At 60.7% G+C, this 22,994-nt stretch carries 24 protein-coding genes; 16 read left to right on the top strand and 8 right to left on the bottom strand.

The window, feature by feature from the left end; genetic code table 11:
• The first annotated feature begins 63 nt into the window (after positions 1-63).
• Complete coding sequence (locus EPK99_RS19985) at positions 64-1,089, top strand: porin (RefSeq protein ID WP_128444831.1); 1,026 nt, start codon at positions 64-66, stop codon at positions 1,087-1,089.
• A gap of 196 nt (positions 1,090-1,285) precedes the next feature.
• Here the strand turns inward: EPK99_RS19985 and EPK99_RS19980 are convergent, their stop codons facing one another.
• Positions 1,286-1,624 (bottom strand): hypothetical protein, encoded by a 339-nt coding sequence (locus EPK99_RS19980; protein WP_128444830.1) that lies wholly within the window; start codon positions 1,622-1,624, stop codon positions 1,286-1,288.
• A gap of 262 nt (positions 1,625-1,886) precedes the next feature.
• The gene (locus tag EPK99_RS19975; RefSeq protein ID WP_128444829.1) at positions 1,887-3,968 is read right to left on the bottom strand and encodes a lytic transglycosylase domain-containing protein; all 2,082 of its coding nucleotides are present in this window, start codon (positions 3,966-3,968) and stop codon (positions 1,887-1,889) included.
• Positions 3,969-4,283: 315 nt separating this feature from the next.
• Here EPK99_RS19975 and dapA point away from each other — a divergent pair, with 315 nt between their 5' ends.
• From dapA to EPK99_RS19950, 5 genes are all read left to right on the top strand, one after another.
• On the top strand, positions 4,284-5,168 hold the full coding sequence (gene dapA, locus EPK99_RS19970; RefSeq protein WP_128444828.1) for a 4-hydroxy-tetrahydrodipicolinate synthase: 885 nt from the start codon (positions 4,284-4,286) through the stop codon (positions 5,166-5,168).
• Positions 5,169-5,342: 174 nt separating this feature from the next.
• The gene (smpB, locus tag EPK99_RS19965; protein WP_128444827.1) at positions 5,343-5,819 is read left to right on the top strand and encodes an SsrA-binding protein SmpB; all 477 of its coding nucleotides are present in this window, start codon (positions 5,343-5,345) and stop codon (positions 5,817-5,819) included.
• A 2-nt stretch (positions 5,820-5,821) separates the two neighbouring features.
• On the top strand, positions 5,822-6,235 hold the full coding sequence (locus EPK99_RS19960; RefSeq protein WP_128444826.1) for a DUF3830 family protein: 414 nt from the start codon (positions 5,822-5,824) through the stop codon (positions 6,233-6,235).
• Between the two features lie 62 nt (positions 6,236-6,297).
• On the top strand, positions 6,298-6,582 hold the full coding sequence (locus EPK99_RS19955; RefSeq protein ID WP_128444825.1) for a WYL domain-containing protein: 285 nt from the start codon (positions 6,298-6,300) through the stop codon (positions 6,580-6,582).
• A gap of 84 nt (positions 6,583-6,666) precedes the next feature.
• Positions 6,667-7,632, top strand: a complete 966-nt coding sequence (locus EPK99_RS19950) for a lysylphosphatidylglycerol synthase transmembrane domain-containing protein (RefSeq protein ID WP_128444824.1) — start codon at positions 6,667-6,669, stop codon at positions 7,630-7,632.
• A gap of 60 nt (positions 7,633-7,692) precedes the next feature.
• On the opposite strand, the gene EPK99_RS19945 is transcribed toward EPK99_RS19950, so the two are convergent.
• On the bottom strand, positions 7,693-8,268 hold the full coding sequence (locus EPK99_RS19945) for a LabA-like NYN domain-containing protein (protein WP_128444823.1): 576 nt from the start codon (positions 8,266-8,268) through the stop codon (positions 7,693-7,695).
• 281 nt (positions 8,269-8,549) lie between these two features.
• Here EPK99_RS19945 and rpoZ point away from each other — a divergent pair, with 281 nt between their 5' ends.
• The 9 genes from rpoZ (at position 8,550) to EPK99_RS19900 (ending at position 16,096) form a co-directional block, all read left to right on the top strand.
• A complete protein-coding gene (gene rpoZ, locus EPK99_RS19940) occupies positions 8,550-8,957 on the top strand; it encodes a DNA-directed RNA polymerase subunit omega (RefSeq protein WP_128444822.1) in 408 nt (135 codons plus the stop codon).
• A 124-nt stretch (positions 8,958-9,081) separates the two neighbouring features.
• A complete protein-coding gene (locus tag EPK99_RS19935; protein WP_128444821.1) occupies positions 9,082-11,319 on the top strand; it encodes a RelA/SpoT family protein in 2,238 nt (745 codons plus the stop codon).
• Positions 11,320-11,455: 136 nt separating this feature from the next.
• A complete protein-coding gene (locus EPK99_RS19930; protein ID WP_128444820.1) occupies positions 11,456-11,611 on the top strand; it encodes a DUF3563 family protein in 156 nt (51 codons plus the stop codon).
• 258 nt (positions 11,612-11,869) lie between these two features.
• Positions 11,870-12,424, top strand: coding sequence for a DUF2062 domain-containing protein (locus EPK99_RS19925; protein ID WP_245582492.1), 555 nt, complete (start codon positions 11,870-11,872; stop codon positions 12,422-12,424).
• Between the two features lie 9 nt (positions 12,425-12,433).
• A complete protein-coding gene (gene acpS / locus EPK99_RS19920) occupies positions 12,434-12,838 on the top strand; it encodes a holo-ACP synthase (protein ID WP_128444818.1) in 405 nt (134 codons plus the stop codon).
• An 88-nt stretch (positions 12,839-12,926) separates the two neighbouring features.
• The gene (gene lepB / locus EPK99_RS19915) at positions 12,927-13,676 is read left to right on the top strand and encodes a signal peptidase I (protein WP_128444817.1); all 750 of its coding nucleotides are present in this window, start codon (positions 12,927-12,929) and stop codon (positions 13,674-13,676) included.
• Positions 13,673-14,392 carry a ribonuclease III gene (gene rnc, locus EPK99_RS19910; protein ID WP_128444816.1) on the top strand — a complete coding sequence of 240 codons (720 nt, stop codon included), beginning with the start codon at positions 13,673-13,675 and terminating at the stop codon, positions 14,390-14,392. The genes lepB and rnc overlap by 4 nt, the downstream gene beginning before the upstream one ends.
• A gap of 110 nt (positions 14,393-14,502) precedes the next feature.
• Positions 14,503-15,444 (top strand): GTPase Era, encoded by a 942-nt coding sequence (gene era / locus EPK99_RS19905; RefSeq protein WP_128445022.1) that lies wholly within the window; start codon positions 14,503-14,505, stop codon positions 15,442-15,444.
• A gap of 148 nt (positions 15,445-15,592) precedes the next feature.
• Complete coding sequence (locus tag EPK99_RS19900; protein ID WP_164901824.1) at positions 15,593-16,096, top strand: PAS domain-containing protein; 504 nt, start codon at positions 15,593-15,595, stop codon at positions 16,094-16,096.
• Between the two features lie 27 nt (positions 16,097-16,123).
• Here EPK99_RS19900 and EPK99_RS19895 read toward each other — a convergent pair whose 3' ends face one another.
• Positions 16,124-16,516, bottom strand: a complete 393-nt coding sequence (locus EPK99_RS19895) for a hypothetical protein (protein WP_128444814.1) — start codon at positions 16,514-16,516, stop codon at positions 16,124-16,126.
• Positions 16,517-16,694: 178 nt separating this feature from the next.
• Between EPK99_RS19895 and recO the strand changes: the two genes are divergently transcribed.
• Positions 16,695-17,447 carry a DNA repair protein RecO gene (recO, locus tag EPK99_RS19890; RefSeq protein ID WP_128444813.1) on the top strand — a complete coding sequence of 251 codons (753 nt, stop codon included), beginning with the start codon at positions 16,695-16,697 and terminating at the stop codon, positions 17,445-17,447.
• 6 nt (positions 17,448-17,453) lie between these two features.
• On the opposite strand, the gene EPK99_RS19885 is transcribed toward recO, so the two are convergent.
• The 4 genes from EPK99_RS19885 to EPK99_RS19870 all read right to left on the bottom strand — a co-directional run bounded on the left by EPK99_RS19885 (position 17,454) and on the right by EPK99_RS19870 (position 22,808).
• The gene (locus tag EPK99_RS19885) at positions 17,454-18,356 is read right to left on the bottom strand and encodes a DMT family transporter (protein ID WP_128444812.1); all 903 of its coding nucleotides are present in this window, start codon (positions 18,354-18,356) and stop codon (positions 17,454-17,456) included.
• A 135-nt stretch (positions 18,357-18,491) separates the two neighbouring features.
• Positions 18,492-19,340, bottom strand: coding sequence for an MOSC domain-containing protein (locus tag EPK99_RS19880; RefSeq protein ID WP_128444811.1), 849 nt, complete (start codon positions 19,338-19,340; stop codon positions 18,492-18,494).
• 7 nt (positions 19,341-19,347) lie between these two features.
• Positions 19,348-20,013 carry an HD domain-containing protein gene (locus EPK99_RS19875; RefSeq protein WP_245582491.1) on the bottom strand — a complete coding sequence of 222 codons (666 nt, stop codon included), beginning with the start codon at positions 20,011-20,013 and terminating at the stop codon, positions 19,348-19,350.
• Positions 20,010-22,808 carry a DUF2339 domain-containing protein gene (locus EPK99_RS19870; protein ID WP_128444810.1) on the bottom strand — a complete coding sequence of 933 codons (2,799 nt, stop codon included), beginning with the start codon at positions 22,806-22,808 and terminating at the stop codon, positions 20,010-20,012. The genes EPK99_RS19875 and EPK99_RS19870 overlap by 4 nt, the downstream gene beginning before the upstream one ends.
• Positions 22,809-22,994 lie beyond the last annotated feature (186 nt).

The following is a 22,994-nucleotide window of genomic DNA, read 5'->3' as shown; positions in this document are numbered from 1 at the left end:
GTGAGCTTTGGTGAATTAAAGTCATCGCTTCGCCCGGTGCAAAACTTGACTTGGAGGTCAAACATGAACCTGAAGAGCCTTCTCCTTGGCTCCGCTGCGGCCCTCGCAGCAGTGTCCGGCGCCCACGCTGCTGACGCCATCGTAGCCGCTGAGCCCGAGCCGCTGGAATACGTTCGCGTTTGCGACGCATTCGGCACCGGCTATTTCTACATCCCCGGCACCGAAACCTGCCTCAAGATCGGCGGCTATGTTCGTTTCGAAGTTCAGTGGAACGACACGGACGGTGACAACAACTGGAACGCGCGTACTCGCGCTCTCTTGAACTTCGAAACCAAGAGCGACACCGAATACGGCGCTCTCGGCTCGTACATCGCTCTGCGCACCTGGGCTGAAGAAGACTACAACGGCGGCAACGTTGAAATCGACGAAGCGTACATCACGCTGGGCGGCTTCAAGGTCGGCTACATGTACAACTACTGGGACGCCGACCTGTCGGGCGAAACCGACGACCTCGGTTCCAACCGCGTCAACGCAATCGGCTACAACTACACCGGCTCGACGATCAGCGCTGGCGTATTCGTAGACGAACTCAGCAAGCGTTACAGCGAGCCGACTCAGGGCGCTAACAACGCATACGGCAACGACGGTGTTGGCGTTGAAGCACAGGTATCCGGCGCTTTCGGCCCGGTTTCGGCTGCTTTGCTCGGTGGTTATGACTTCCACGTCAACGACGGCTCGATCCGCTTGATCCTGTCGGCTGACATTGGTCCTGGCACGCTGAGCGGCGCTGGTATCTGGTCGTCGGGTGCAAACGCTTACTACGACCTCGCAGAATGGACCGTTGCTGTTCAGTACGCTGCGAAGCTGAACGACAAGTTCTCGATCACCCCGGCCTTCCAGTACTGGGACTCGATCGATTACAACACTGCCGGCAACTTTAGCGGTGGCGATGCTTGGCGCGCTGGCGTGACCCTGGACTACAAGGTCACCGAAGGCCTGACGTCTAAGGTTTCGGTTCAGTACACCGACTCCGACAACTCTGACGACTCCGTATGGAGCGGCTTCGTTCGTCTGCAGCGCTCGTTCTAATAGATCGACTGCTTCCATTGGAAAAGCCCGGACATTGTCCGGGCTTTTCTCGTTTATGCGCATGGGCGATGGCGCTTAGGGAGCCAGGTTAAAATGCTCGACAATGCCCCTGCCTATATCGAACGGGGATTGCAGCATGTCGCGTAAACGAAGCTAAAATTGAGACCTGCTTTAGCGGATCATGCGGCGAATTGGATCAGGGGCAATTTGGATTGAGCTTCTCCGAAGAAGCCGGGGTCTTGCCCGCAGTGCCTGCGCCTGGTGTTCCGGCCGGGCAGTCGGCGGAGGTGCCGGCGGCAGAACTTCCGGATGTGCCGTCATTGGCGCCTGACGTGGTGCTCTGAGTCGTAGTCGGATCTGTTTTCATCGAACCCGAATCCATCGGCTGAACAGGGGTTGCCGGCTTCTGGCTATTGTTCCAGGAGCTGTCGGCGCCGCCCTGACCACTGGAGCCGGACTGACCGGACGAAGATTGCGCCAGAGCAGAAGAGGCGAGGGCGAGCGAAAACGCTGCTGCGGTGATGAACTTGTTCATGTCTATCCTCCAGATGATGTACTGTTCGGTTCGTCATGGTGACGAGGATAGAACCCCACCGGCACGGTGATGTTCCGTCTATTCGATACCTGAACAGGCTATCGGCCTCCCGAACGTCGCCGAAGTCAGCCCGAGCGCAATAGCTCCATCTCTTATCCAGTAGGGCTTGTAGAACTTTCGGCGCCGCGGTTGCACAGAGGCCGTCGAAGCTGTTCAACTCCCCGTGAGATGTTGAAGGGCTCAAGATTTTCGCTGCAGCGCTCTAAATGCGGCCGAATCGCAGGTCCGACTCGATGTCGGACTTCTCTCCAAGTCTCGTTTTGTAGACTTGGTAGTTCTCCATCACCCGCTGCACGTAGTTGCGCGTTTCGGGGAAGGGAATACGCTCGATCCAGTCTACCACCTCGTCGATCGGCTTGCCGCGCGGGTCTCCATAGCGGTCGATCCACTCGTTCACGCGCTTCGGGCCGGCATTATAGGCAATGAAGGTGAGGATATAGGAGCCGCCGAACGTGCCGATCTGCTCGCCAAGGTAATGAGCTCCAAGCGTGGCATTATAGGCTGCGTCGGACGTCAGTCGGTCCGCCTTGAAACTGATGCCGTGCCGCTTGGCAACGCCCTGCGCCGTACCGGGCAGGATTTGCAGCAGCCCCCGCGCATTGGCAGGCGAAATGGCGGCCGGATTGAAGGCGCTTTCCTGGCGCGCGATCGCATAGGCAAGCGCCTTGCCCGATCCGCCGATATCGGCATCTGACGGGATCACTCCCATCGGAAAAGCAAGCGCCGCGACTTCTATTCCACGGCCGAAGGCGCTCTTGCCGATCTGCAGCGAGAGCGCATGGTCACCTTGAGCTTCGGCCCGTGAGGCGAGCAAAGCAAGCTCGCCCGGGCTGTCCATCTCCTCAGCCAGCGCCCTGTAGAGCGAGGCGGCGCGCCTGTCGTGCCCGGCCGAGTCGAGCCTTGCAATTGCCTGCACCGCCTCGCGGCTCACGAATCGCTCCCTGTCCGCTGGGCTGGGAGAGGGGTAGGTGACGTCGAGCGTACGGATATTGAGCTTGGCTGCCGCAAGCTGGCCGTAGAATGTACCGGAATAGTGGGCGGCATTTGTATAGAACTCGCGTGCGCTGCCCGGTCCGCCGGCTTCCGCGGCACGTCCCAGCCAATACCAGGCGCGTGAAGCCGAGAGCGGCCGGCTGGAGGCCTCGAGAATCTTGCGGAAGTGGCTTTCCGCCAGCCCCGGGTTGTTCAGCGCGCGCAGCGCATACCAACCGGCATGGAAATCCGCATCGGCCCTGTCCGGCGCCGCATTCGCCACGGAAGCGGCAACTGTTTCATAGGCTTGGACGAAGTCGCCTTTATCGGCCAAGCCGCGGGCTACGATCCGCTGCTCGTTCCACCATTCCGCCGAATTCACCAGCCGGGCAGGGTCGCGCGGCAGCGTCTGGAGAAGCTGGGCCGCCTCGCGATATTTGTCCTGCCGGCGCAAATATTCGACGCGCGCAAAGAGATAGGCGGGGTCGCTTGCCAGAGGGCGATCCACCGCCGCCAGAAGCGCATCGGCGTTCCTTGCATTTCCGACCACACCGCTCCAGGCGTTATAGAGGGAGCCGGCATTGCCCATATCGGCAAAACGCTTGGCCTGCGCTACCCGCCCTCGATACATCAGGCAGTCCATCCGCGCCTTGTGGTCGGCCGCCGAAAACAACGTGCCGAACTCCTTGAGGATCTTGTCCTCGGTTCCCTTGTCCAGCGGCTCGGAAACCCAGAGATTGCGCAGGATGCGCGCAGCTTCCGGGGACCGCCCGGTGGAAACCAGAGCGCGGGAAAGAACGATCGCGCCCTCGGTGGTTTCCGGGCGCGTCGCTCCGAAGGCTGAAAGCACGTCGGACGCCGGCGGATCTTCGCGATAGAGCGCGCGTTCGGACTGCGCCCGAAGGCTGCTCAGGCCCGGCCAGCCCTTGAGCCTGCGCTGCGCTGCGGCGATTTCGCCGGAAGGAACACCGGACAGGCCCGATGTGGCAATCGCCCAAGTCAGGATGTGCTCGTCAAGCGAGCCTTCGGGCAGGCCATCGCGGGCGGCAAAAGCCGCCGCTGCGTCATTGTTGGAAAGTGCGTCGAGCCCCGCCTTCAGCGCGGAGGTCGGCGCGATGCGGTTCATGCGCGGAATGGAGCCGGTGACGTCAGGCACGGGCATGGCGGCCGTCATCGGCGTGGGAATGGTCGCAGGTGCGTCGGGGCGCACGAAGGGCAGGGGCACGAGCGTATCGGCCGGCGGCGCGGCGAAACTCGGCAGGCTTGCGGCGCTGAGGCCAAGGGTAGCGAGGATGAGAACAGGCTTGTTCATCCGGCAACTCGCGACAAAGATGATGACTCCTAATTAGCTGCCGAGAGGATTAACGAAAGCTTACCATATTTATAACAAGGCGCGATTTCTTATATGGGAACGCTCATAAAACCCTGCGCGCTTGCGCTTGTCGCCGCTTTGCCATCGCTTTATGGTGCCCGACCACAAGCGTGTCGCCATCTTCCAAATTCGCTCGATCCGCTTTAGCTTCGTTTCGGTGCATGTCGCTGGCGCAAAATCGCTGGGCACTTTCGCGCGACATGCTGTAGGTGTTGATTACGGCCGAACAATGGATGCGGCCGATGGGAGTTGTTAATGTTCAAGGGATCGATCCCCGCCCTCGTCACCCCCTTCACGAGCGAGGGCGCGGTGGATGAGGATGCTTTTGCCGCGCATGTGGAATGGCAGATAGACGAAGGGGGCAGTGGCCTTGTTCCCGTCGGCACCACGGGCGAATCTCCGACCTTGTCCCATGACGAGCACAAACGGGTGGTGGAGCTTTGCGTCGAGGTGGCAGCCGGGCGCGTCCCGGTCATTGCCGGCGCCGGCTCCAACAATACCCGCGAAGCGGTGGAACTGGCGCAGCATGCCGAAAAGGCAGGCGCCGATGCCATTCTCGTCGTCACGCCCTATTACAACAGGCCCACGCAGAAGGGCCTGATCGCACATTTCTCGGCGATCGCCGAGGCGGTCAGCCTGCCGATCATTATCTACAATATTCCGCCGCGCTCGGTGATCGACATGTCGCCGGAAACCATGGGCGCTCTGGTCAAGGCGCATAGGAACATCGTCGGCGTCAAGGACGCGACGGGCAAGCTGGAGCGTGTCTCGGAGCAGCGCATCACCTGCGGTTCCGATTTCATCCAGCTTTCCGGCGAGGATGCGACCGCTCTTGGCTTCAACGCCCACGGCGGCGTCGGCTGCATCTCGGTCACCGCCAATGTCGCACCGCGCCTCTGTGCCGACTTCCAGGCAGCGACCCTTGCCGGTGATTTCAAACTGGCGCTGGAGTATCAGGATCGGCTGATGCCGCTTCATAAGGCGATCTTCATGGAGCCAGGTCTTTGCGGGGCGAAATACGGCCTCCACCGCCTGCGGGGCATGAACCGAACGGTCCGCTCGCCGCTCATCTCCGGTCTGGAGCCTGCAACGGAAGCCGCAATCGACGCCGCGCTTCGCCATGCGGGCCTGCTGAACTGAGTTTGAGGGCACGGGTTTCGGATCTTCTTCATTTCTGTGTTTGGTCACGGGGGCGGGGGAGGTTGGCTCCGCGGCTTCACATTTCACCATCCACGCATTACATACACGGCAACCCCGCTCATGGCCCATGGGCGGGGAATAATCGTTTAGCGAAGGGCGGAGCGGAATAGTCTGATGGCACCCAAAGGCAGCCAGCGCACGATCAACAAGATTGTCGCGGAAAACCGCAAGGCCCGCTACAACTATGAGATCATAGATACCTACGAGGCCGGTCTCATGCTGACAGGCACCGAGGTCAAGGCCCTGCGCGAAGGCAAGGCCAATATCGCAGAATCCTACGCCTCGGACGAAGGCAATGAGATCTGGCTCATCAACTCGCATCTGCCGGAATATCTGCAGGCTAACCGTTTCAACCACGAGCCGCGCCGTCGCCGCAAGCTTCTCCTGTCGAAGCGCGAGATCAACCGCTTGCGCGTTGCGATCAATCGCGAAGGCATGACCCTCGTGCCGCTGAAGATCTATTTCAACGAAAAGGGTCGTGCCAAGCTGGAACTCGCGCTCGCCAAGGGCAAGAAGCTGCACGACAAGCGCGAGACGGAGAAGGAGCGCGACTGGAACCGGCAGAAGTCCCGCCTCATGAAGGCGAACTGAGCATGTCCCAGCTGCGCATCACCGTCGGTCCGTTTTCCTTCACCGCCCGCCTGGAGCTCGAACGGGCACCGGAGACCTGCCGGATCTTCCAAGGCCTGATGCCCTTCCGCAACCAGGCCATTCATTCCCGCTGGAGCGGCGAGGCGGTCTGGGTGCCGCTCGGCGACTTCCAGTTCGGCGTCGGCTTCGAAAACCACACCTGCCATCCCTCGCGCGGGGATATCCTGCTGTATCCGGGCGGTCACAGCGAAACGGAGCTCCTGTTTGCCTATGGCAGCTCGTCTTTTGCCAGCAAGATGGGAGCACTTGCCGGCAATCATTTCCTCACCTTGACGCAAGGTCACGAGCAGCTGGAGGCCATGGGCAAGATGGTTCTCTGGCAGGGTGCGCAGCCGATCTCCTTCGAGCCGCTCTGAACGAGCTGCCGAACTTTCACTCCGGTCTTGGCGTTTGAGATGGCCAAGGCGGAGGTGAGCACATGGCAAACAAACAGACCATTGCTAATGCGATTGCAAATCGCAGGCTTTTGAAGCTCCGCTATCATGAGGTCGAGCGCATCGTTCGACCTCATATCCTCGGGTATGTCGGGCGGGATGAACTGGCGCTGAGCGGCTGGCAGGTGGCGGGCACGGGCGACGGCTGGCGCCTCTTTCATCTGAACGAGATCGAGAGCCTTGCCGCGACGGACAAGCGCTTTCACCAGGCCGCACCTGCCTACAACCCGCGCGACCCGATTTTCTCCCGTATCCTCGCTCGCCTTTGACCTCCGCATGACCGGGCCGCGTCCGCTCCAGGAACCAAATCTGCGCTTATCCGTTGGACGCCATCTTGTGAGGGCGAGCGGGCAATGTCGCGAAAGAAAATCCTGACCTATGGAATGCTGGTGATCGGTTTCGGCGTTGCCGGCTACCTGCTGTACCTCACATTTCGCGAGCATTCCCCGTCTGAAATCGTCGAATCGGTTCGTGCCATCCCGACCTTCCATCTTGTGGCGGCACTCGGCTATGCGCTCGGCTCCTATATCTGCCTGACGGGCTTCGACTGGGCAGGGGTGCGCTACGTCAAAAGCGATCTCGGCTATCCCAAGATCGCGCTGGCATCTTTCATCGCCCTGTCCATCGGTCAAAGCGTTGGCATGTCTGGCTTGAGCAGCGGGGCCTTGCGCTACCGCTATTATGCCCATTGGGGCATGACGACGGAGGATGTCGCCAAGATCGTGCTTCTGTCGGGCGTCACCGTCGGCATTGGTATGGCCGTGCTGTCCGGCATCGTCATGGTTTTGAACCCCAGGGATGCGGCCTCGGTCCTGCATCTGAGCGAGGGAACGATCATGACGATCGGTATAGCCTGCTTCCTGATCACCGCCGCCTATCTGGCACTCGCCGCTTTCCTGCGCACGCCCCTGAAAATCCGCAAATGGACCTTCCAGATGCCGAAACTGAGGATCGCCATAGCCCAGGTAGTGATCGGAACGATCAATTTCGCGCTGGTCGCCGCCTGCCTGCGCGAAGTCATGGCTGCCAGTGCCGATGTGAGCTATCTGAAGGCGGCAACGGCCTTCGTGCTTGCAAACCTCGCCATTCTCATCACTCATGCCCCGGGCGGACTCGGCGTTCTGGAAGCGACCGTCAGGCATGTCATGGGCGATCAGGCCTCGATCGGCTCCCTCGTCGCCTTTCGGGTGATCTACTTCTTCATCCCCTTCTTCATCGGACTGCCCCTGTCGCTGATCGTTGAAGCGGTCTTTCGCACAAGAAAGGCGAAGAGGGCATCGAGCACTCATTCCGAACTCAGCAGCACAGCCTCAGCATAGAGCAACGACCGAAAGAAGATCAGGCGCTAATGCACTGCACGGCGCCTGCCTCTCGTAGTGTCAGACGTCGGCCGCTTCGACGGGCTCGGTCGGGCGGGGAGGGCGATCGGATGGGTCGCGGCCCACTTCCGCCTTCAGCGATACGAGGTCGATGAAATGATCGGCCTGGCGGCGCAAGTCGTCTGCGATCATTGGCGGTTGTGTGGCCATTGTCGATACGACGGAAACCTTGCGGCCCTTGCGCTGCAATGCCTCCACAAGCGTGGTGAAATCGCCATCGCCGGAAAAGATCACCAGATGGTCTGCGGTCTCGGATTGCTCCATGGCATCGATAGCGAGTTCGATGTCCATATTGCCCTTGATCTTGCGGCGGCCGAGTGAATCGGTGAATTCCTTGGCGGGCTTGGTAACGACCTTATAACCGTTATAATCCAGCCAGTCGATCAACGGGCGAATGGAGGAATATTCCTGATCCTCGATCAGCGCTGTATAATAATAGGCTCTGAGAAGATAACCGCGTTTCTGAAATGCTTTGAGAAGCTTTCTGTAGTCGATATCGAAGCCAAGGCTTTTCGAGGCCGCGTATAAGTTCGCGCCGTCTATGAAGAGAGCAATTTTCTCTCTCGGGTCAAACATTCTATCTCCATCCCTTTTTACATCTGCTAGGCAGGTGCTCCAGAAAACGAAAAGTTTATCTGGAGGCCTAGAATAATTCTTACATTATGAACTATTCATATAGCTGTCATTTATGGCAGGTTTCGAAATATTCCAAGCAACCTCCCGTTGAAATTCGCCGCCTCCTATGGCGAGCTTCGCAGAGCCTCCGGCCGCCGCCCGGCAGGAAAAACTTGAATTTCTCCTGCGATAGCTGTATCGGGCGTATCAATTCCAGAAATCACGACCGTAAAGGACAGGCAATGGCCCGCGTCACAGTAGAAGATTGCATCGACAAAGTCGATAATCGTTTTGAGCTCGTCCTGCTCGCAAGCCACCGCGCCCGTCAGATTTCCCAGGGCGCCGGGATCACAATCGATCGCGACAATGACAAGAACCCGGTTGTTGCGCTGCGCGAGATTGCCGACGAAACCCTGTCGCCCGACGACCTCAAGGAAGACCTCATCCACTCGCTGCAGAAGCATGTGGAAATCGACGAGCCCGAGCCCGATCCGGCTTCGCTGATTGCAGCTGGCGGCGTTGCCGTTGCTTCCGATCGCGACGAGGAAGACGATGCGCCGGAGACGGTGAATTTCGACCAGATGTCGGAAGAAGAACTGCTGGCCGGCATCGAAGGCCTGGTTCCACCGGAAAAGAGCGACGATTACTAAGACGGATGTTGCTGCGGCAATATATCGTTCATTCTATCGCCCTAGTTTGCATATGATGGCTGCGCCGGCTTCTGTCGGCGCGCCATTTTTGTTTCCTGCGGTCGTATCGAGGGCGTTTTAAAGGATGATGAGGCAGTACGAGCTCGTGGAGCGGGTGCAGAAATACAAGCCCGACGCCAACGAAGCTCTTCTCAATAAAGCCTATGTCTATGCCATGCAGAAGCATGGCCAGCAGAAGCGCGCCAGCGGAGATCCCTATATCTCCCATCCGCTCGAAGTCGCTGCCATCCTCACCGACATGCGCCTTGATGAATCGACCATCGCTGTCGCCCTGCTGCATGACACGATCGAGGATACGACGGCGACGCGCGCCGAGATAGATGAGCTCTTCGGCGAAGATATCGGTCGCCTCGTGGAAGGCCTCACCAAGTTGAAGCGCCTCGACCTCGTGTCGAAAAAAGCAAAGCAAGCCGAAAATCTCCGCAAGCTGCTGCTGGCCATCTCCGACGACGTGCGCGTGCTTCTGGTCAAGCTTGCCGACCGGCTGCACAATATGCGCACGCTTGAGCACATGAAGGCCGAGCAGAAGGCCCGCATTTCCGAAGAGACCATGGAAATCTATGCGCCGCTGGCCGGCCGCATGGGCATGCAGGACATGCGCGACGAGCTGGAGGACCTTTCCTTCCGCTACATCAACCCGGAAGCCTATGAAACCGTTACCGAGCGGCTTGCCGATCTCTCTGCCCGCAACGAAGGGCTGATCAAGAAGATCGAGGACGAGCTGCGCGAGCTTCTGGTTGCCAACGGTCTTGCCGACGCCTTTGTGAAGGGGCGCCAGAAGAAGCCCTATTCGATCTTCCGCAAGATGCAGTCGAAGTCTCTCTCCTTCGAACAACTTTCGGACCTGTACGGCTTTCGCATCATCATCGGCGACATTCCATCCTGCTACCGGGCGCTCGGCATCGTCCATACCCGCTGGCGTGTCGTGCCGGGCCGTTTCAAGGACTATATTTCAAACCCGAAGCAGAACGACTACCGCTCCATCCACACCACCATCGTCGGGCCGTCGCGCCAGCGCATCGAACTGCAGATCCGCACCCAGCTGATGCAGGATATCGCCGAATACGGGATTGCCGCCCATGCTCTCTACAAGGATGGCCGCGGTGCCGTGAAGGGCGGAGAGCTTCTGCCGAAGGAATCGAGTGCCTATTCATGGTTGCGGCACACGATCGAATCCCTCGCGGAAGGCGACAATCCGGAAGAATTTCTGGAGCACACCAAGCTCGAGCTCTTCCAGGACCAGGTCTTCTGCTTCACGCCGAAGGGCAAGCTGATCGCCCTGCCGAGGGGCGCCACTCCCATCGATTTCGCCTATGCCGTGCACACCAATATCGGCGATACCACGGTCGGCGCCAAGATCAACGGCCGCATCATGCCACTTGTCACCCGCCTCAACAATGGCGACGAAGTCGAGATCATCCGCTCCGGCGTTCAGGTTCCGCCGGCGGCCTGGGAAGAGATCGTTGTCACCGGCAAGGCGCGCTCCGCCATTCGCCGCGCCACCCGCATGGCGATCCGCAAACAATATAGCGGCCTCGGTCATCGCATTCTGGAGCGTACCTTCGAGCGCGCCGCTAAGATATTCTCCAAGGAGGCCTTGAAACCGGCGCTGCATCGGCTCGCCCACAAGGACGTGGAGGACGCGATTGCCGCCGTCGGCCGCGGCGAATTGTCTTCGCTGGACGTCCTGCGCGCCGTCTATCCCGATTACAAGGACGAGCGCGTCACCGTAAAACCTGCGCCGGACGAGGGCTGGTTCAACATGCGCAGCGCCAGCGGCATGATGTTCAAGCTGCCGGAGCGCTCCAAGGCTGCTCTGGAGGAAATCCCCGTCCGTGACGAGGGAATGGAATATATTCCTATCCGCGGACTGTCGGCCAACACCGAAGTGGATTTCGCACCCAGCGGCGCTGTGCCGGGCGATCGTATCGTCGGCATCATGGAACAAGACAACAGGATGACCATCTATCCCATCCAGGCGTCGGCGTTGCAGCGCTTCGACGATCAGCCGGATCGATGGGTCGATGTGAGATGGGATCTGGACGAGGCGAACAAATCGCGTTTCGTGGCGACGATCGAGCTCAACACGATCAACGAGCCCGGCACGCTTGCGACCGTTGCACAGACGATCGCCCGCCTAGATATCAACATCCGCACGCTCACCATGGGCGGCAATCGCACGGCAGATTTTTCGGACCTTCATATGCAGGTGGAGGTGTGGGATCTGCGGCAGCTCAACCAGCTTCTGTCGCAGCTTAAGGAGCTTGACTGTATTTCGACCGTCAAACGCCTCTACGATTAACACGCTGCCTAATCCGTAGGCGCCGCGTTAAGGCGTCATGCGCGCAGTGCAAGGCTGACCATCGGTTGTGGCGTTGGTAAAGCATGAGGGTCGGACGTATATTGCTGCAGTGCAATAACGAAAGAAAGACAACGCCATGTTGACCTCAGTCCGCAAACTTGCCCGCGCTTTCCGCGTCCCGACCCTTCAGGATCGCGAAATGGCCTATCTCAGCGAAGCCAATGACCGCATCGACCTCGAATACCGTATGCGCCAGGTCGATCGTGGCATGTTCCGCAAGTCCGCTTTCTAATATCCGGCTGGGCTCGCCCTATGCGAGCCCGCCGCCGCTATCCGTGGCGCCGCATGGGATCATAGTCGCCCTGACGGCATCTTGTGGACTATACTGAGCGGCTTTGGCCATGGCTTGGCCAAGATTTGCCATCATCTTCCGCTTTCGCTAGAAGCAGAAGATTGGAATTGCCCGCTGCTCCCGCTTTCGCCCTATGCGCGACTGTTCGGGTCTCAGGCGCAAAAAAGTAAAGCCATGCCGTTTCGCCGCCGTACATCCTTGAGCTTTGTTCAAAAGTTGCGCCATGCGCTGATCCCCCCAAAGGGCTTCCGGCGCCGCCTCAGCTATTTCCGCCTGCGCGTCATGCGTATCGGCGGCTCTCCGCATGCGGTTGCCGCTGGCCTCGCCGTTGGCGTTGTTAGCGCCTGGACCCCATTCCTTGGCCTTCATATCCTTTTCGCCGTTCCGTTTGCCTATCTGCTCGGCGGCAGCATGGTGGCCGCCGCGCTCGGCACGACCTTTGCCAATCCCGTGACATGTCCCATCATCTGGCCGCTCACCTGGAAGATTGGTGAAGTCATGCTCGGCCAGTCTGCCGCTGGCCATGACCACCTCGATCTCGGCGCCCTCTTTTCCCATCTCGATGTCTCGCAGCTCTGGCGCCCCATACTGGAGCCCATGCTGATCGGCTCGATACCGCCCGGCCTCCTCTGCGGCATGGTCATCTACGCCATCACCTATTTCGGCATCCGAAGCTTCCGCAACCGTCGCCTCCAGCGCTTGACGGCACGCGCGCAAGTGCTCAGGTCGGTGCAAAGCGGCATTGGCGCATAGGATAACGTCATGATCATCGGCATGGGCAGTGACCTCATCGACATCAGACGCGTTGAGAAATCGATCGAGCGGTTCGGTGAACGGTTCACCCATCGCTGCTTCACCGAGATAGAGCGGGCCAGATCCGAGCGCCGCAAGAACCGCGCAGAATCCTACGCCAAGCGCTTTGCCGCCAAGGAGGCCTGCTCCAAGGCGCTTGGTACGGGGCTGGCGCAGGGTGTGTTCTGGCGCGACATGGGCGTTGTGAACCTGCCGAGCGGCAAGCCCACCATGGTGCTGACCGGCGGCGCAGGCGAGCGCTTGGCAGAACTGATTCCTGCGGGCCATGTGCCCGTCATTCATGTCACCATCACCGATGAATATCCTTACGCGCAGGCCTTCGTCATCATCGAGGCTCTGCCCGCGGGCACGTGAAGGATCGGTAACCTCAACAGCCATTGCGGCGGCTTTGCGAAGGGTTTAGAGAAACCGCATTCCGCCGGATAACAGAAAGACGTCCATCGTGTCCGAAAAAGCCGAGACGAAGCAGCAGAACGCCCTTTGGGAAAATATCAAGGTCATCATTCAGGCGCTGCTGCTTGCGATGGTCATCCGTACGGTTCTGTTCCAGCCCTTTACCATCCCATCCGGCTCCATGATGCCGACGCTGCTGGTCGGCGACTATATCTTCGTCAACAAATTCGCCTATGGCTATTCGAAATACTCGCTGCCGTTTTCGCCTAACCTGTTCTCCGGCCGTATTCTGGAGTTCAACGAGCCCAAGCGCGGCGACGTCATCGTATTTCGCCTACCGCAGCAGCCCGACATCGATTACATCAAGCGTCTGATCGGCCTGCCGGGCGACCGGGTCCAGGTCACCAACGGCATCCTTCTGGTCAATGGCCAGCCGGTGCCGAAACAGGCCGACGGCACTTTCACCTCCGATTATCGTCTTGACCCGGGTGCCAATGTGCCGGTCTTCCGCGAAACGCTCGACAATGGTGTGACCTATGACACGCTCGACCAGTCTCCGGTGTCGCGTGGCGACAATACGGTGGAATTCCTCGTGCCGCCCGGCCATTACTTCTTCATGGGCGACAACCGCGACAACTCGCTCGACAGCCGCTTCGACGTCGGCTTCGTTCCGGCTGAAAACCTGGTTGGCCGCGCCAGCGTCATCTTCTTCTCGCTCGGCAACGACACCTCCTTCCGCGAATTCTGGAAATGGCCGGCCAATATGCGTTGGGACCGCCTGTTCAAGGGCGTTCAATGAATAAGGCGCGGCCGCTTTCGGAGGAGGAGAAGGACGAGCTCGAACAGGCGCTCGGCCACACTTTCGCTGACAAGCAATGGCTGGACCGGGCGATCACCCATTCGAGCACCGGTCTTGCCAAGGGCTCCAATTACGAACGCCTGGAATTCCTCGGCGATCGGGTGCTGGGGCTCTGCATTGCAGAGCTCCTGTTCAAGACATTCCGTGCGGCGCCTGAAGGCGAACTGTCCGTGCGGCTGAACCAGCTGGTCAGCGCCGAAAGCTGTGCGGAGATTGCCGACGAAATGGAGCTTCATCGCTTCATCCGCACTGGTGCCGACGTCAAGAAGATCACCGGCAAGCGGATGATGAACGTCCGCGCCGACGTGGTGGAAAGCCTCATTGCGGCCGTTTACCTGGATGGCGGATTGGAGGCGGCGCGGCGCTTCATCCTGCGCTACTGGGAATGTCGCGCCACTCGTGCCGACGCCGCGAGGCGTGACGCCAAGACCGAGCTTCAGGAATGGGCCCATGCCAAGTTCGGCGTGACCCCCGCCTACAAGATCGACGACCGCTCGGGCCCGGATCATGATCCGCGCTTCACCGTCACGGTCGAGATCAAGGGTGTGAAGCCGGAAACCGGCATCGACCGGTCGAAACGCGCGGCCGAGCAGGTTGCGGCGACGAAGATGCTGGAGCGCGAAGGCATCTGGCAGAAGCCGCAGGCAGAAAACTAAGAAGATATCGCCGGACATGCTATGGTCCGGACCAGACACAAGGCCGGCGCTGCCCGCATGAGGCGCGTCCGGCAAGCGGATCGATTGGACCTATGACCGAGAACGACAACATGATTGAGGATGGGCAGGCTGGCACTGGCACGAGCCCGGAGCAGGCGCCGACCCATTCCGGATTCGTTGCGCTGATCGGCGCCACCAATGCCGGCAAGTCCACGCTGGTGAACCGGCTGGTGGGCGCCAAGGTCTCGATCGTCAGCCACAAGGTCCAGACGACCCGTGCCATCGTACGCGGCATCGCCATCCACGACAATGCCCAGATCGTCTTCATGGATACGCCCGGCATCTTCAAGCCGCGCCGCAGGCTGGATCGTGCCATGGTCACGACCGCCTGGGGCGGCGCCAAGGATGCCGATCTGATCGCGCTCCTGATCGACAGCGAGCGCGGCATTCGCGGCGATGCGGATGCGATTCTGGAAGGCCTCAAGGAAGTCTACCAGCCGAAGATCCTGCTCCTCAACAAGATCGACCAGGTGAAGCGCGAAGATCTGCTGGCGCTTTCCGCCGCGGCCAACGAAAAGGTCGAGTTCGAACGCACCTTCATGATCTCGGCCACCACCGGTTCAGGCTGCGACGATTTGATGGATTATTTCGCCAAGCGTCTTCCGGAAGGCCCCTGGTACTATCCGGAAGATCAGATTTCCGACCTTCCCATGCGCCAGCTTGCGGCTGAAATCACCCGTGAAAAGCTGTTCCTTCGCCTCCATCAGGAACTGCCTTATGCGTCCCATGTGGAAACGGAAAAATGGGAAGAGCGCAAGGACGGCTCGGTGCGCATCGAGCAGGTCATCTATGTGGAGCGTGACAGCCAGAAGAAGATCGCGCTCGGCAAGAATGGCGACGCCATCAAGGCCATCTCTACCGCCTCCCGCAAGGAGCTGTCGGAAATCCTAGAACAGCCGGTTCATCTCTTCCTCTTCGTGAAGGTGCGCGAGAACTGGGGTGACGACCCCGAACGTTTCCGCGAAATGGGGCTCGAATTTCCCAAGGGCTGATCCCCCCTGCCGTTTCATCGAAGCGCCGCCCTGAGATTGTCGTCAGCCTTTGTACGAAGCATGCCTGTGTTTCAGGAACTTCCTTGTTCTTCATGGTTTAGGCATTACGGTAAGCGGAATGAGTCGCATCTCGGTGAGGGAGGTTGGAATGGCGAGGGCGAATGCCGGAGACCTGGGCTCCCGAACATACCCTGTCGGTACGATCGGATTTTATAGCTGGAATGTACCCGAAAACAGGTTGTACGGAGATGATGTCATTGCGCACATCTACTGTGCGACGCCGGCTGAACTTGCCGCGGGCGTTCCTATCGAGAAAATAATTCAATATATTGACGAGCCGGACAGACGACGCGTTGCCAAGGCGATCCACACCGCGATCGTGACGGGCGAGCGCTACGATGCCGAATACCACATGACCCATGTCGATGGACGCATTCTCCGAGTGGCTGCAAACGGTTGCTGTCTGCGCGACGCCGATGGCACCCCGTCCATCTATACGGGCACGTCCACGATCCTGCCGTTACACGCAAGTGCCGACGCGGTGGATCCTTTGGAAGTGCACTGTCGCGCGGCGCTGGGCCTCGCAACGAAACGCCGCCATGCTCTGGCGGCGCGGTATCTGTCATCGGCTCTCAGGGTGCTCGGCGCTTAAGCTTGAACCGGTTGATGGACGTTCAGCTTACTTCTGACGGTCCATCAGCGCTTTGATTTCCAGGTAGCGGCGACGGTTTGCTTCTTCCTGCTCGTTAGGCCCGTAGCAGGTGTCGGAAATGCAGAAGCGGCGCAGGCCGAGCGGAGCCGTCGCCTTCTCGAACTCGCACGAAATTTCATTGTTGAAATCCGTCGGCTTTGCATCCTCGCGGGTGGAATAGGTAAGGCGCGCACCGGGGGGATCGAGTTCCGGGAAGGATTGCACGACCCCTGTCTTGATGGTTGGCATCAGCAGGAAGTTTCTGGCGACGGAGATGCAGGCCTGCTCCAGCTGCGGAGATTGCGCAACGGCCGGCGAAGCGGCAAGGAGGGCGCCTGGCGTGGCGACAAGCAGGGCGGCGGCGACAAATGCGTGTTTCATGGAGTCTTCCCCAACAGCGTGATTTCGCGGAGTGAATTGCGGTGGAGGGCCTTTTGTTCCAAGGCGGCAGGCAGATAATCGTCTTTCGCCGAAGATTAGCAAAAAAGCAGAAAACGATTCATCCTGAAGCCCTTATGGGATAAAGATGACTCTTCCCGGCAGGAGCCTCATCCAAGACATGCAGTGGCAGGACGAAGCGGTCATCATTGGCGTCAAGCGGCATGGCGAAACAAGTGTCATCGCTGAATTGATGACGCGCGAGCGCGGGCGTCATCTCGGCCTCGTGCGCTCCGGCCGCTCCCGAACCATGCAGCCCGTGCTGCAGCCCGGCAACCGGGTGGAAGCCGTGTGGCGCGCCCGGCTTGACGAGCATCTGGGCGAGTTCAAGCTGGAGCCCGTGCGCCTGCGGGCCGCCAAGTTGATGGAGACGGCAACGGCCGTCTATGGCGTCCAGGCCATGGGTGCGCTGCTCCGGCTTCTTCCCGAGCGTGATCCGCATCCGCACCTGTTCGAAGCGCTCGACATCATCCTCGACGCCATGGACGATCCCTCAGAAGCCGGAGAGCTCTTCGTGCGCTTCGAACTGGCTGTCCTCAACGATCTCGGCTTCGGCCTCGACCTCGCCGAATGCGCTGCGACCGGCGCGCGTGACGATCTCGTCTATGTCTCGCCAAAAAGCGGCCGGGCCGTCAGCCGTCAGGCAGGCGCACCTTATGCGGACCGCATGCTGGCGTTGCCGCCCTTCCTGCAGGAGAGAAACAGCCTGGCGGCGAACAGGGGAACCATGGCGGAAGCATTCCGACTCACCGGCTTCTTCCTGCACCGGCACGTCTATGAGCCGCGCGGGCTGACCGAAAGCACGGCGCGGGAAGGCTTCGTCCAGGCAGCGTTGAAGGCGCTGTCGGACGGATCTCGGCAGATCGACCGATAATTGTGCCTACAGAGCGCCCGGCGGCTCCACCGGCGCTTGAATTCGCGCCCGTCCGGACTTTGCTTCCCGCCAGATGGTGAAGATGCCGGCGCCGATCACGATGGCGCAGCCGATGATCATGTTCTTGGTCATGACCTCATCGAACAGCGCCACGCCGATGATGCAGACCAGCACGGACTGCACGTAGAACATCGGCTGCACGGCTACCGCATCCAGCAGCGAATAGGCGCGGATCAGCAGGTAGTGGCCGCTCATGCCGGTCATGCACAGGACCAGCATCCAGATCCAATTCACGGCGGTGATATGGCTCCAGTAGAAGGGACCGATGACGGTGATGGCGACGGCGCCCGCAAAACCGGTGTAGAAGAAGGCGGTGTCGGCCGTGTCGGTGCGGCTCGCCAGCCGCGTCATGACCGAGTAGAGCGCGAACATGACCGTGCCGATGATCGGTATGACGATCCGGTAGTCGAAGTTCGCATGCAGCGGATCGACGATCATCAATATGCCGATAAAGCCGATGCCGATCGCAAGCCAGCGCCGCCAGCCGACCTTTTCCCCGAGCAGCGGAACGGAGAGGCACGCAACCACCAGAGGCGTTGCCGCAAAGATCGTGTGGGTTGCGGCCAGGCCGACGCGGGAGAAGGAGAAGATCGACACGACGATCTGCGCCACGAGCAGGACGCCGCGGCCAACCTGCAGCCAGGGCCGGTTCGGCGAGGCGGTTGCCCTGAGCCCGCCCTTGGACCGGCTGGCAACGGCAACCACGAAGCCAGCAAAGGCCCAATAGCGGATCATGGTTATGAAGATCGGCGGATAGGCGGTTCCAAGATGCTTGGAGATCCCGTCCTGGATAGCGAAGATGCTCACCGCCGTCAGGGCGAAAACGAGGCCGGTCGACCGTGGTGTCATGCGGAAAAGCCGTCTTCAGATGGACCGAGAGGTCTGCTGCATCGAATGGATAGGGATCGGTATGCACCCCTGTACCGGGCGGCGCAACGATACAGGGCTGCTTTTCGTCAATTTCTTCGGCAAGTGCGGCCAGGATTAGGCCCGTTGCTTGATCGCCCATCCCTCGCGCTTTGAAAGAACGCGAACCTCGTCCCCGAGCCTGATCCGGCCTGTGCCGCGCGGTACGGCATTCCAGCCGAACAGCGGTCCCGGCACGCGCCGGTCCGCCGACATGCGGATGCGGCCGAGCGCCGTCATCGGGTTCGCGCCTTCGCGGGAGCCGGTTATCTGGTCCTGGGTGATCATGATGCAGCGGGAGCAAGGCTTGACGAGGTCGAGGCGGACACCCGAGATCTCGATCGCCTCCCAGCCGTCATCGGCAAAGGCCTGGTCATCGTCGATGACGATATTGGCGCGGAACCGGTCCATGCCGACCGCGCCTTCTCCATGGCGCGCCATGTCGGCATTGATGGCGGCAAGTGAGCCTGTCGTGGTGACGAGAACCTGATACCCGTCGGCAAATGTCACCGGCGAGTCGGGTCCGGCCCAGTCTTCACCTGCAGTGCGCTTCGCCTTTTCGTCAAAGAAGACGAGCTGTACCTCGCGCCCCAGCCATTCGGAAAGCCTGGCGTTGGTCTCTCGTTCGGCAAGCGCTGCGCTGACGATCGACTTCCACACGACCACGTCGATCCGCCGATAGGCAGCCGGCCGCGCCACGCGGATCTCCCCCTTGCCGTCCATGGCGAAACGGAAGCCGTCTCCTTCTGGGTGCACCTGCAACTGCGCCATGGCCTGAAGGTCGCGCTGGTTCACGAAATGCCCGCTTGGGTCCACCAGCATCATTCGGCGGTCGCCGGGAAGTCCTTCGGGCGCTACTTCGGCTTCGGCAAGCGCAATGCCGCGGCCGCTCTTCAAGGGAAAGACGTTGATTTCGCTGACACGCATGAAAGCCTCAGATTTCGTCCAGGAAGAGATCCAGAACCGCTTTCAGCCGTGCATGACGTTCCTGCGCCAATGCACGACCGGCCGCGGTCTGAAATCCTTCGGCAAGCTTGAACAGTTTGGTTTCGAAATGATCGATTGCAAAAGCTTTGTCGTCCAGCGGGCGATTCGCCGCAAGAGGGTCCGCCGGATCGTAAAGGCCGGAGCCCATGCGCCCGGCGATGTAGAAGCAGCGTGCAGCCCCGACCATGCCGATCGCATCCAGCCGGTCGGCATCCTGCAAAATCTTGGCTTCCAGCGTTTCCGGCATTACCTGCGCGGAAAAGCTATGGGCGGTAACGGCATGGGCGACGGCGGTACGGTCGTATTCGCTCCAGCCGAGCTTTGCCAGAATTTCGTTAGCCTTCGTCGCCGCCAGCCGGGAGGCCTGGGCGCGAAGCGGCGAGTTCTTCTCGACCGCCACGCAGTCGTGCAGAAGCACGGCGGCGGCCAGCAGCCGGGCATTGCCCCCTTCATCGGCCTGGATACGCATGGCATTGCGGAAGACGCGCAGGATATGTGCAATGTCGTGGCTGCCGTCATCGCCTTCGGTCGCATGAGGGATCAGGACTTCTGCCAAGGTTTCGAAGGGCGAGAAGGCCGCAGCAAGGCTGGCCGAGGTAATAGCGGCAGTCACGGCGAAGGGTCCCCGGGTGGGGATGACGGCGGGGCTGGAACCGGCTCGGGTGTCTCCGGCTGCGGGTTGCCTGCCAGGATACGCTGGTAGAACAACCCGATGCCGATCAGCACGGCGCCGAGCCCGATGAAGGAAAGCGCGCGCAATATGCCTTCGAGATTGGACATGTCGATCAGGAAGACCTTCGCAACGGTCACCATGACGAGCGCGCCGGAGGCGAGCCTCAGGCTGCGTGCGTGCAGCCGCGAGCCAAGCACCAGCAGGCCGACGCCGATCAGCAGCCAGACAACCGAGTAGCTGTAGGTTTCCGCCGACAGGAAGCCCTTCCAGTCGGCAATGTTCGTGCCCTGCCAGAAGCGCCGTACCGAAAGCGTCGCCCAGAGGAAGCCGAGGACGGCGCCGGCTATCGCCAGCATCGCAACATAGGGCTGCGGGCGACGCTCTCGCGCATAGAAGGCGACGATGCCGTAGGCGATCGCCGGCAGCAGATAGCCGAGAAGCAACAGGTTCACGACCGGCCAGGGTCCCGTATCTTCGCCCGTGAAGAATGGGTTGAGCCCGAAGACGTGCAGCGACAGCACGTTGATCGTGGCAAGCACGCCCGCCAGCATCGAGCCCCAGCGGAAAACCGGGCTCGGCGATTTGAGATCGAGCGTCATCAGGATGCCGGAGAAGCCGACCGTCAGCAACGTATAGATCGACTGCTCGCCGAGCGTCGGCACGGATGCGTCGAGCACGCCGTGGTTCATCGCGTGCCGCACGAGCACCGCGACCGTGAGCAGCGCCGAAAGCGAGGCGAGCGCCTGCATGATGTTGCGGACGCGGAAGTCGGACGATGTTCTGAGGAGATAGGCGGAGACGATAGCCAGTGCCGCCGGAATGCCGTAGCCGGGCAGGAGCGCGTTGAAGAAGGGCGTGGTGCCGAGGCTGTCGGCGCCCACAAGGGTCGGCTGCCAGGCAATGCGGGAGAACACCACCAGCATCGCCGCCGCCATCATCCAGGGCAGGGCGGGCCAGGCGCGCAGGCGCTGCGCCAGCAGATAGGCAAAGCCGAGCACTGAGACGAGGATGGTCGTCACCATGCCATTGGTCAGCGCATGCAGGCAAAGCGTGAAGCCAGCAAAAGAGCCGGCCACCAGCAGGTTTGCCGGCCAGTCCGGACGATCGGTGTCTGCGTCCTCCCTGTTGCGGAACAGCCCATCGGCCATCACGAGAAGCACGGCGCCCAGGATGAGCCCGTAAAGCCCATGGGTGAAATCTGCGGAAAGCCTGCCGAAATTGAGGAAGCTGATCGTTGCAATGGCCACCGGCACGGCCGACATCAGCACGCTCCAGACCATCGCGAATTCTGGCTCGCTTCTGCGGAAACGGCGCAAGAAGAAGAAGCCGAGCAGGGTGAAGACAGCGCCGAGCAGCAGGCTGATGCCGATCTCCACGGTGAAGGACTTCACCGGCGCAAGCTGGCCGGCGATCGGCGTCGGCGGCATGAAATCCAGCCAGACGAAAGCGATCAGCAGAACGCTGAGCACGGCCGAGGCAGCGGAAAACGCCGCCGGCCAGAAAGCATAGGCGCGGGCAGCGCCGAGGGCCGCAACCGCGGCGATGATGGCGGCAGCCGCGAATAAGGGCGAAATGCCTGCGGGCGTCCCGATCACTTCCATGGTGAGCGCTGTCAGCAGGGCCATGATGGAGGCCGACAGCATGATGGACAAGGGGCGCCGCCGCAGGAGACCGCGCCATCCGGATTTTGCGGTTCGTGACGCCGAATAGGCGGCGCCGGGCCAGAGAAAGGCTGTACCGGCGACCATGACGAGCACGCCGCCCGTCACCGGCACAAGATCTGCACCTTCCTCGAAGGCAAGATAGGCAAGCGCCCAAAGCCCCATGCCGATATTACCAAGTGTCGGCACCAGGCTCCAGCGACGGATACGCGCGGCGGCGTTGACGGCAAGCCAGGTCAGCGAGAGGAAGGCAAAGAGCGAGGTTGCGTTCGGGGTGTCGGTCGAGACCAGAGCGGGCGTCACGAGCGAGGCGAGGAGGCCGAGGCCAGCCAGTGCCTGGCCGTGCAACAGAGAAAGCCCGATCGTCCCGAACGACACCAATCCCAGCAGGAGAAAGGCCGGGGCCGGCCCGATGAAGCCATAGACTCCGTGGGCGGCATAGATGGCGCCGAGAAGCGTTACCGCGCCTGCCGCCGTCAGCGCTCCCGGTATCATGGCATTGCTGTGACGCTCGGCGATTGCGGGCATGCCCCTGCGCCGTACGAACTCGCCGATTCCGATCAGAACCAGACCGAACAGGGTGGCGAGAATGAGCCTAGCACCCGGGCCAAGCAGCCCCGCTTCGATCGAATAGCGAACCAGGAAAATGCCGCCGAGCGCCAAGGCCACGCCGCCCACCCAGACCGGCCAGCGGGCGCCGAGATAGCTTTCGAGGTTTTCTCGCGTCAGTGCGGAGGCCGGTGCCGGGGCGGTGACAGGTGTGGCGGGTTGGGGGGCAGCAACGGGTGCCGTCGTTTCCTCGCCCGTGCCGATGTCTTCCGGCGCAGCTTTCGCGGCCTCGGATGTTGAAACTTCGGTTACTCCCTCGCGGGCGGCAAGCTCGATCGCAGGGATCTCTGCCTCTGAAACGGCGGTTTCCGCCACCGAAGCAATTGAAGGCGAGGGTGCCGGTTCACGCGCCAGGCTGGTACGAAGAGCCTCCACTTCCTGTTCCAGGGTGGAAAGACGCGCCGCGGTCTTGCGGTTCAGGCCGATCATCAACGCGACCAGAAGCAGAAGCAGGAGTTCGATCATCGTCACGCTCGCAAGGACCCTATGTTTAGAAACGAGTTATAGCTTTCTCGCCGTGAGAAAGGAAAGAGCCCTATGACTTGGCAGATTTGGCAGTGTAAGAAGAGGGAAACCATTGTTATTTTCTCTTGTTTCGCTATGTCAAATCCAATTGCCGGAGTTTCGCATCCGCGTTATTTCCGGTTAGTT

The organism is Neorhizobium lilium, from assembly GCF_004053875.1.
Classification (GTDB): Bacteria; Pseudomonadota; Alphaproteobacteria; order Rhizobiales; family Rhizobiaceae; genus Neorhizobium; species Neorhizobium lilii.
This window is presented reverse-complemented; position numbering and strand designations above follow the sequence as displayed.

Excerpts from the sequence above, each read along its gene's own strand:
- smpB (WP_128444827.1), top strand. The coding sequence starts at position 5,343 with ATGGCACCCAAAGGCAGCCAGCGCACGATCAACAAGATTGTCGCGGAA.
- dapA (WP_128444828.1), top strand. The coding sequence starts at position 4,284 with ATGTTCAAGGGATCGATCCCCGCCCTCGTCACCCCCTTCACGAGCGAG.
- EPK99_RS19985 (WP_128444831.1), top strand. The coding sequence starts at position 64 with ATGAACCTGAAGAGCCTTCTCCTTGGCTCCGCTGCGGCCCTCGCAGCA.
- EPK99_RS19975 (WP_128444829.1), bottom strand. The coding sequence starts at position 3,968 with ATGAACAAGCCTGTTCTCATCCTCGCTACCCTTGGCCTCAGCGCCGCA.
- EPK99_RS19870 (WP_128444810.1), bottom strand. The coding sequence starts at position 22,808 with ATGATCGAACTCCTGCTTCTGCTTCTGGTCGCGTTGATGATCGGCCTG.
- rnc (WP_128444816.1), top strand. The coding sequence starts at position 13,673 with ATGAATAAGGCGCGGCCGCTTTCGGAGGAGGAGAAGGACGAGCTCGAA.
- acpS (WP_128444818.1), top strand. The coding sequence starts at position 12,434 with ATGATCATCGGCATGGGCAGTGACCTCATCGACATCAGACGCGTTGAG.
- era (WP_128445022.1), top strand. The coding sequence starts at position 14,503 with ATGATTGAGGATGGGCAGGCTGGCACTGGCACGAGCCCGGAGCAGGCG.
- EPK99_RS19960 (WP_128444826.1), top strand. The coding sequence starts at position 5,822 with ATGTCCCAGCTGCGCATCACCGTCGGTCCGTTTTCCTTCACCGCCCGC.
- EPK99_RS19895 (WP_128444814.1), bottom strand. The coding sequence starts at position 16,516 with ATGAAACACGCATTTGTCGCCGCCGCCCTGCTTGTCGCCACGCCAGGC.
- EPK99_RS19955 (WP_128444825.1), top strand. The coding sequence starts at position 6,298 with ATGGCAAACAAACAGACCATTGCTAATGCGATTGCAAATCGCAGGCTT.
- EPK99_RS19945 (WP_128444823.1), bottom strand. The coding sequence starts at position 8,268 with ATGTTTGACCCGAGAGAGAAAATTGCTCTCTTCATAGACGGCGCGAAC.
- EPK99_RS19935 (WP_128444821.1), top strand. The coding sequence starts at position 9,082 with ATGATGAGGCAGTACGAGCTCGTGGAGCGGGTGCAGAAATACAAGCCC.
- EPK99_RS19930 (WP_128444820.1), top strand. The coding sequence starts at position 11,456 with ATGTTGACCTCAGTCCGCAAACTTGCCCGCGCTTTCCGCGTCCCGACC.
- EPK99_RS19885 (WP_128444812.1), bottom strand. The coding sequence starts at position 18,356 with ATGACACCACGGTCGACCGGCCTCGTTTTCGCCCTGACGGCGGTGAGC.
- recO (WP_128444813.1), top strand. The coding sequence starts at position 16,695 with ATGCAGTGGCAGGACGAAGCGGTCATCATTGGCGTCAAGCGGCATGGC.
- rpoZ (WP_128444822.1), top strand. The coding sequence starts at position 8,550 with ATGGCCCGCGTCACAGTAGAAGATTGCATCGACAAAGTCGATAATCGT.
- EPK99_RS19950 (WP_128444824.1), top strand. The coding sequence starts at position 6,667 with ATGTCGCGAAAGAAAATCCTGACCTATGGAATGCTGGTGATCGGTTTC.
- EPK99_RS19980 (WP_128444830.1), bottom strand. The coding sequence starts at position 1,624 with ATGAACAAGTTCATCACCGCAGCAGCGTTTTCGCTCGCCCTCGCCTCT.
- EPK99_RS19900 (WP_164901824.1), top strand. The coding sequence starts at position 15,593 with ATGGCGAGGGCGAATGCCGGAGACCTGGGCTCCCGAACATACCCTGTC.
- EPK99_RS19880 (WP_128444811.1), bottom strand. The coding sequence starts at position 19,340 with ATGCGTGTCAGCGAAATCAACGTCTTTCCCTTGAAGAGCGGCCGCGGC.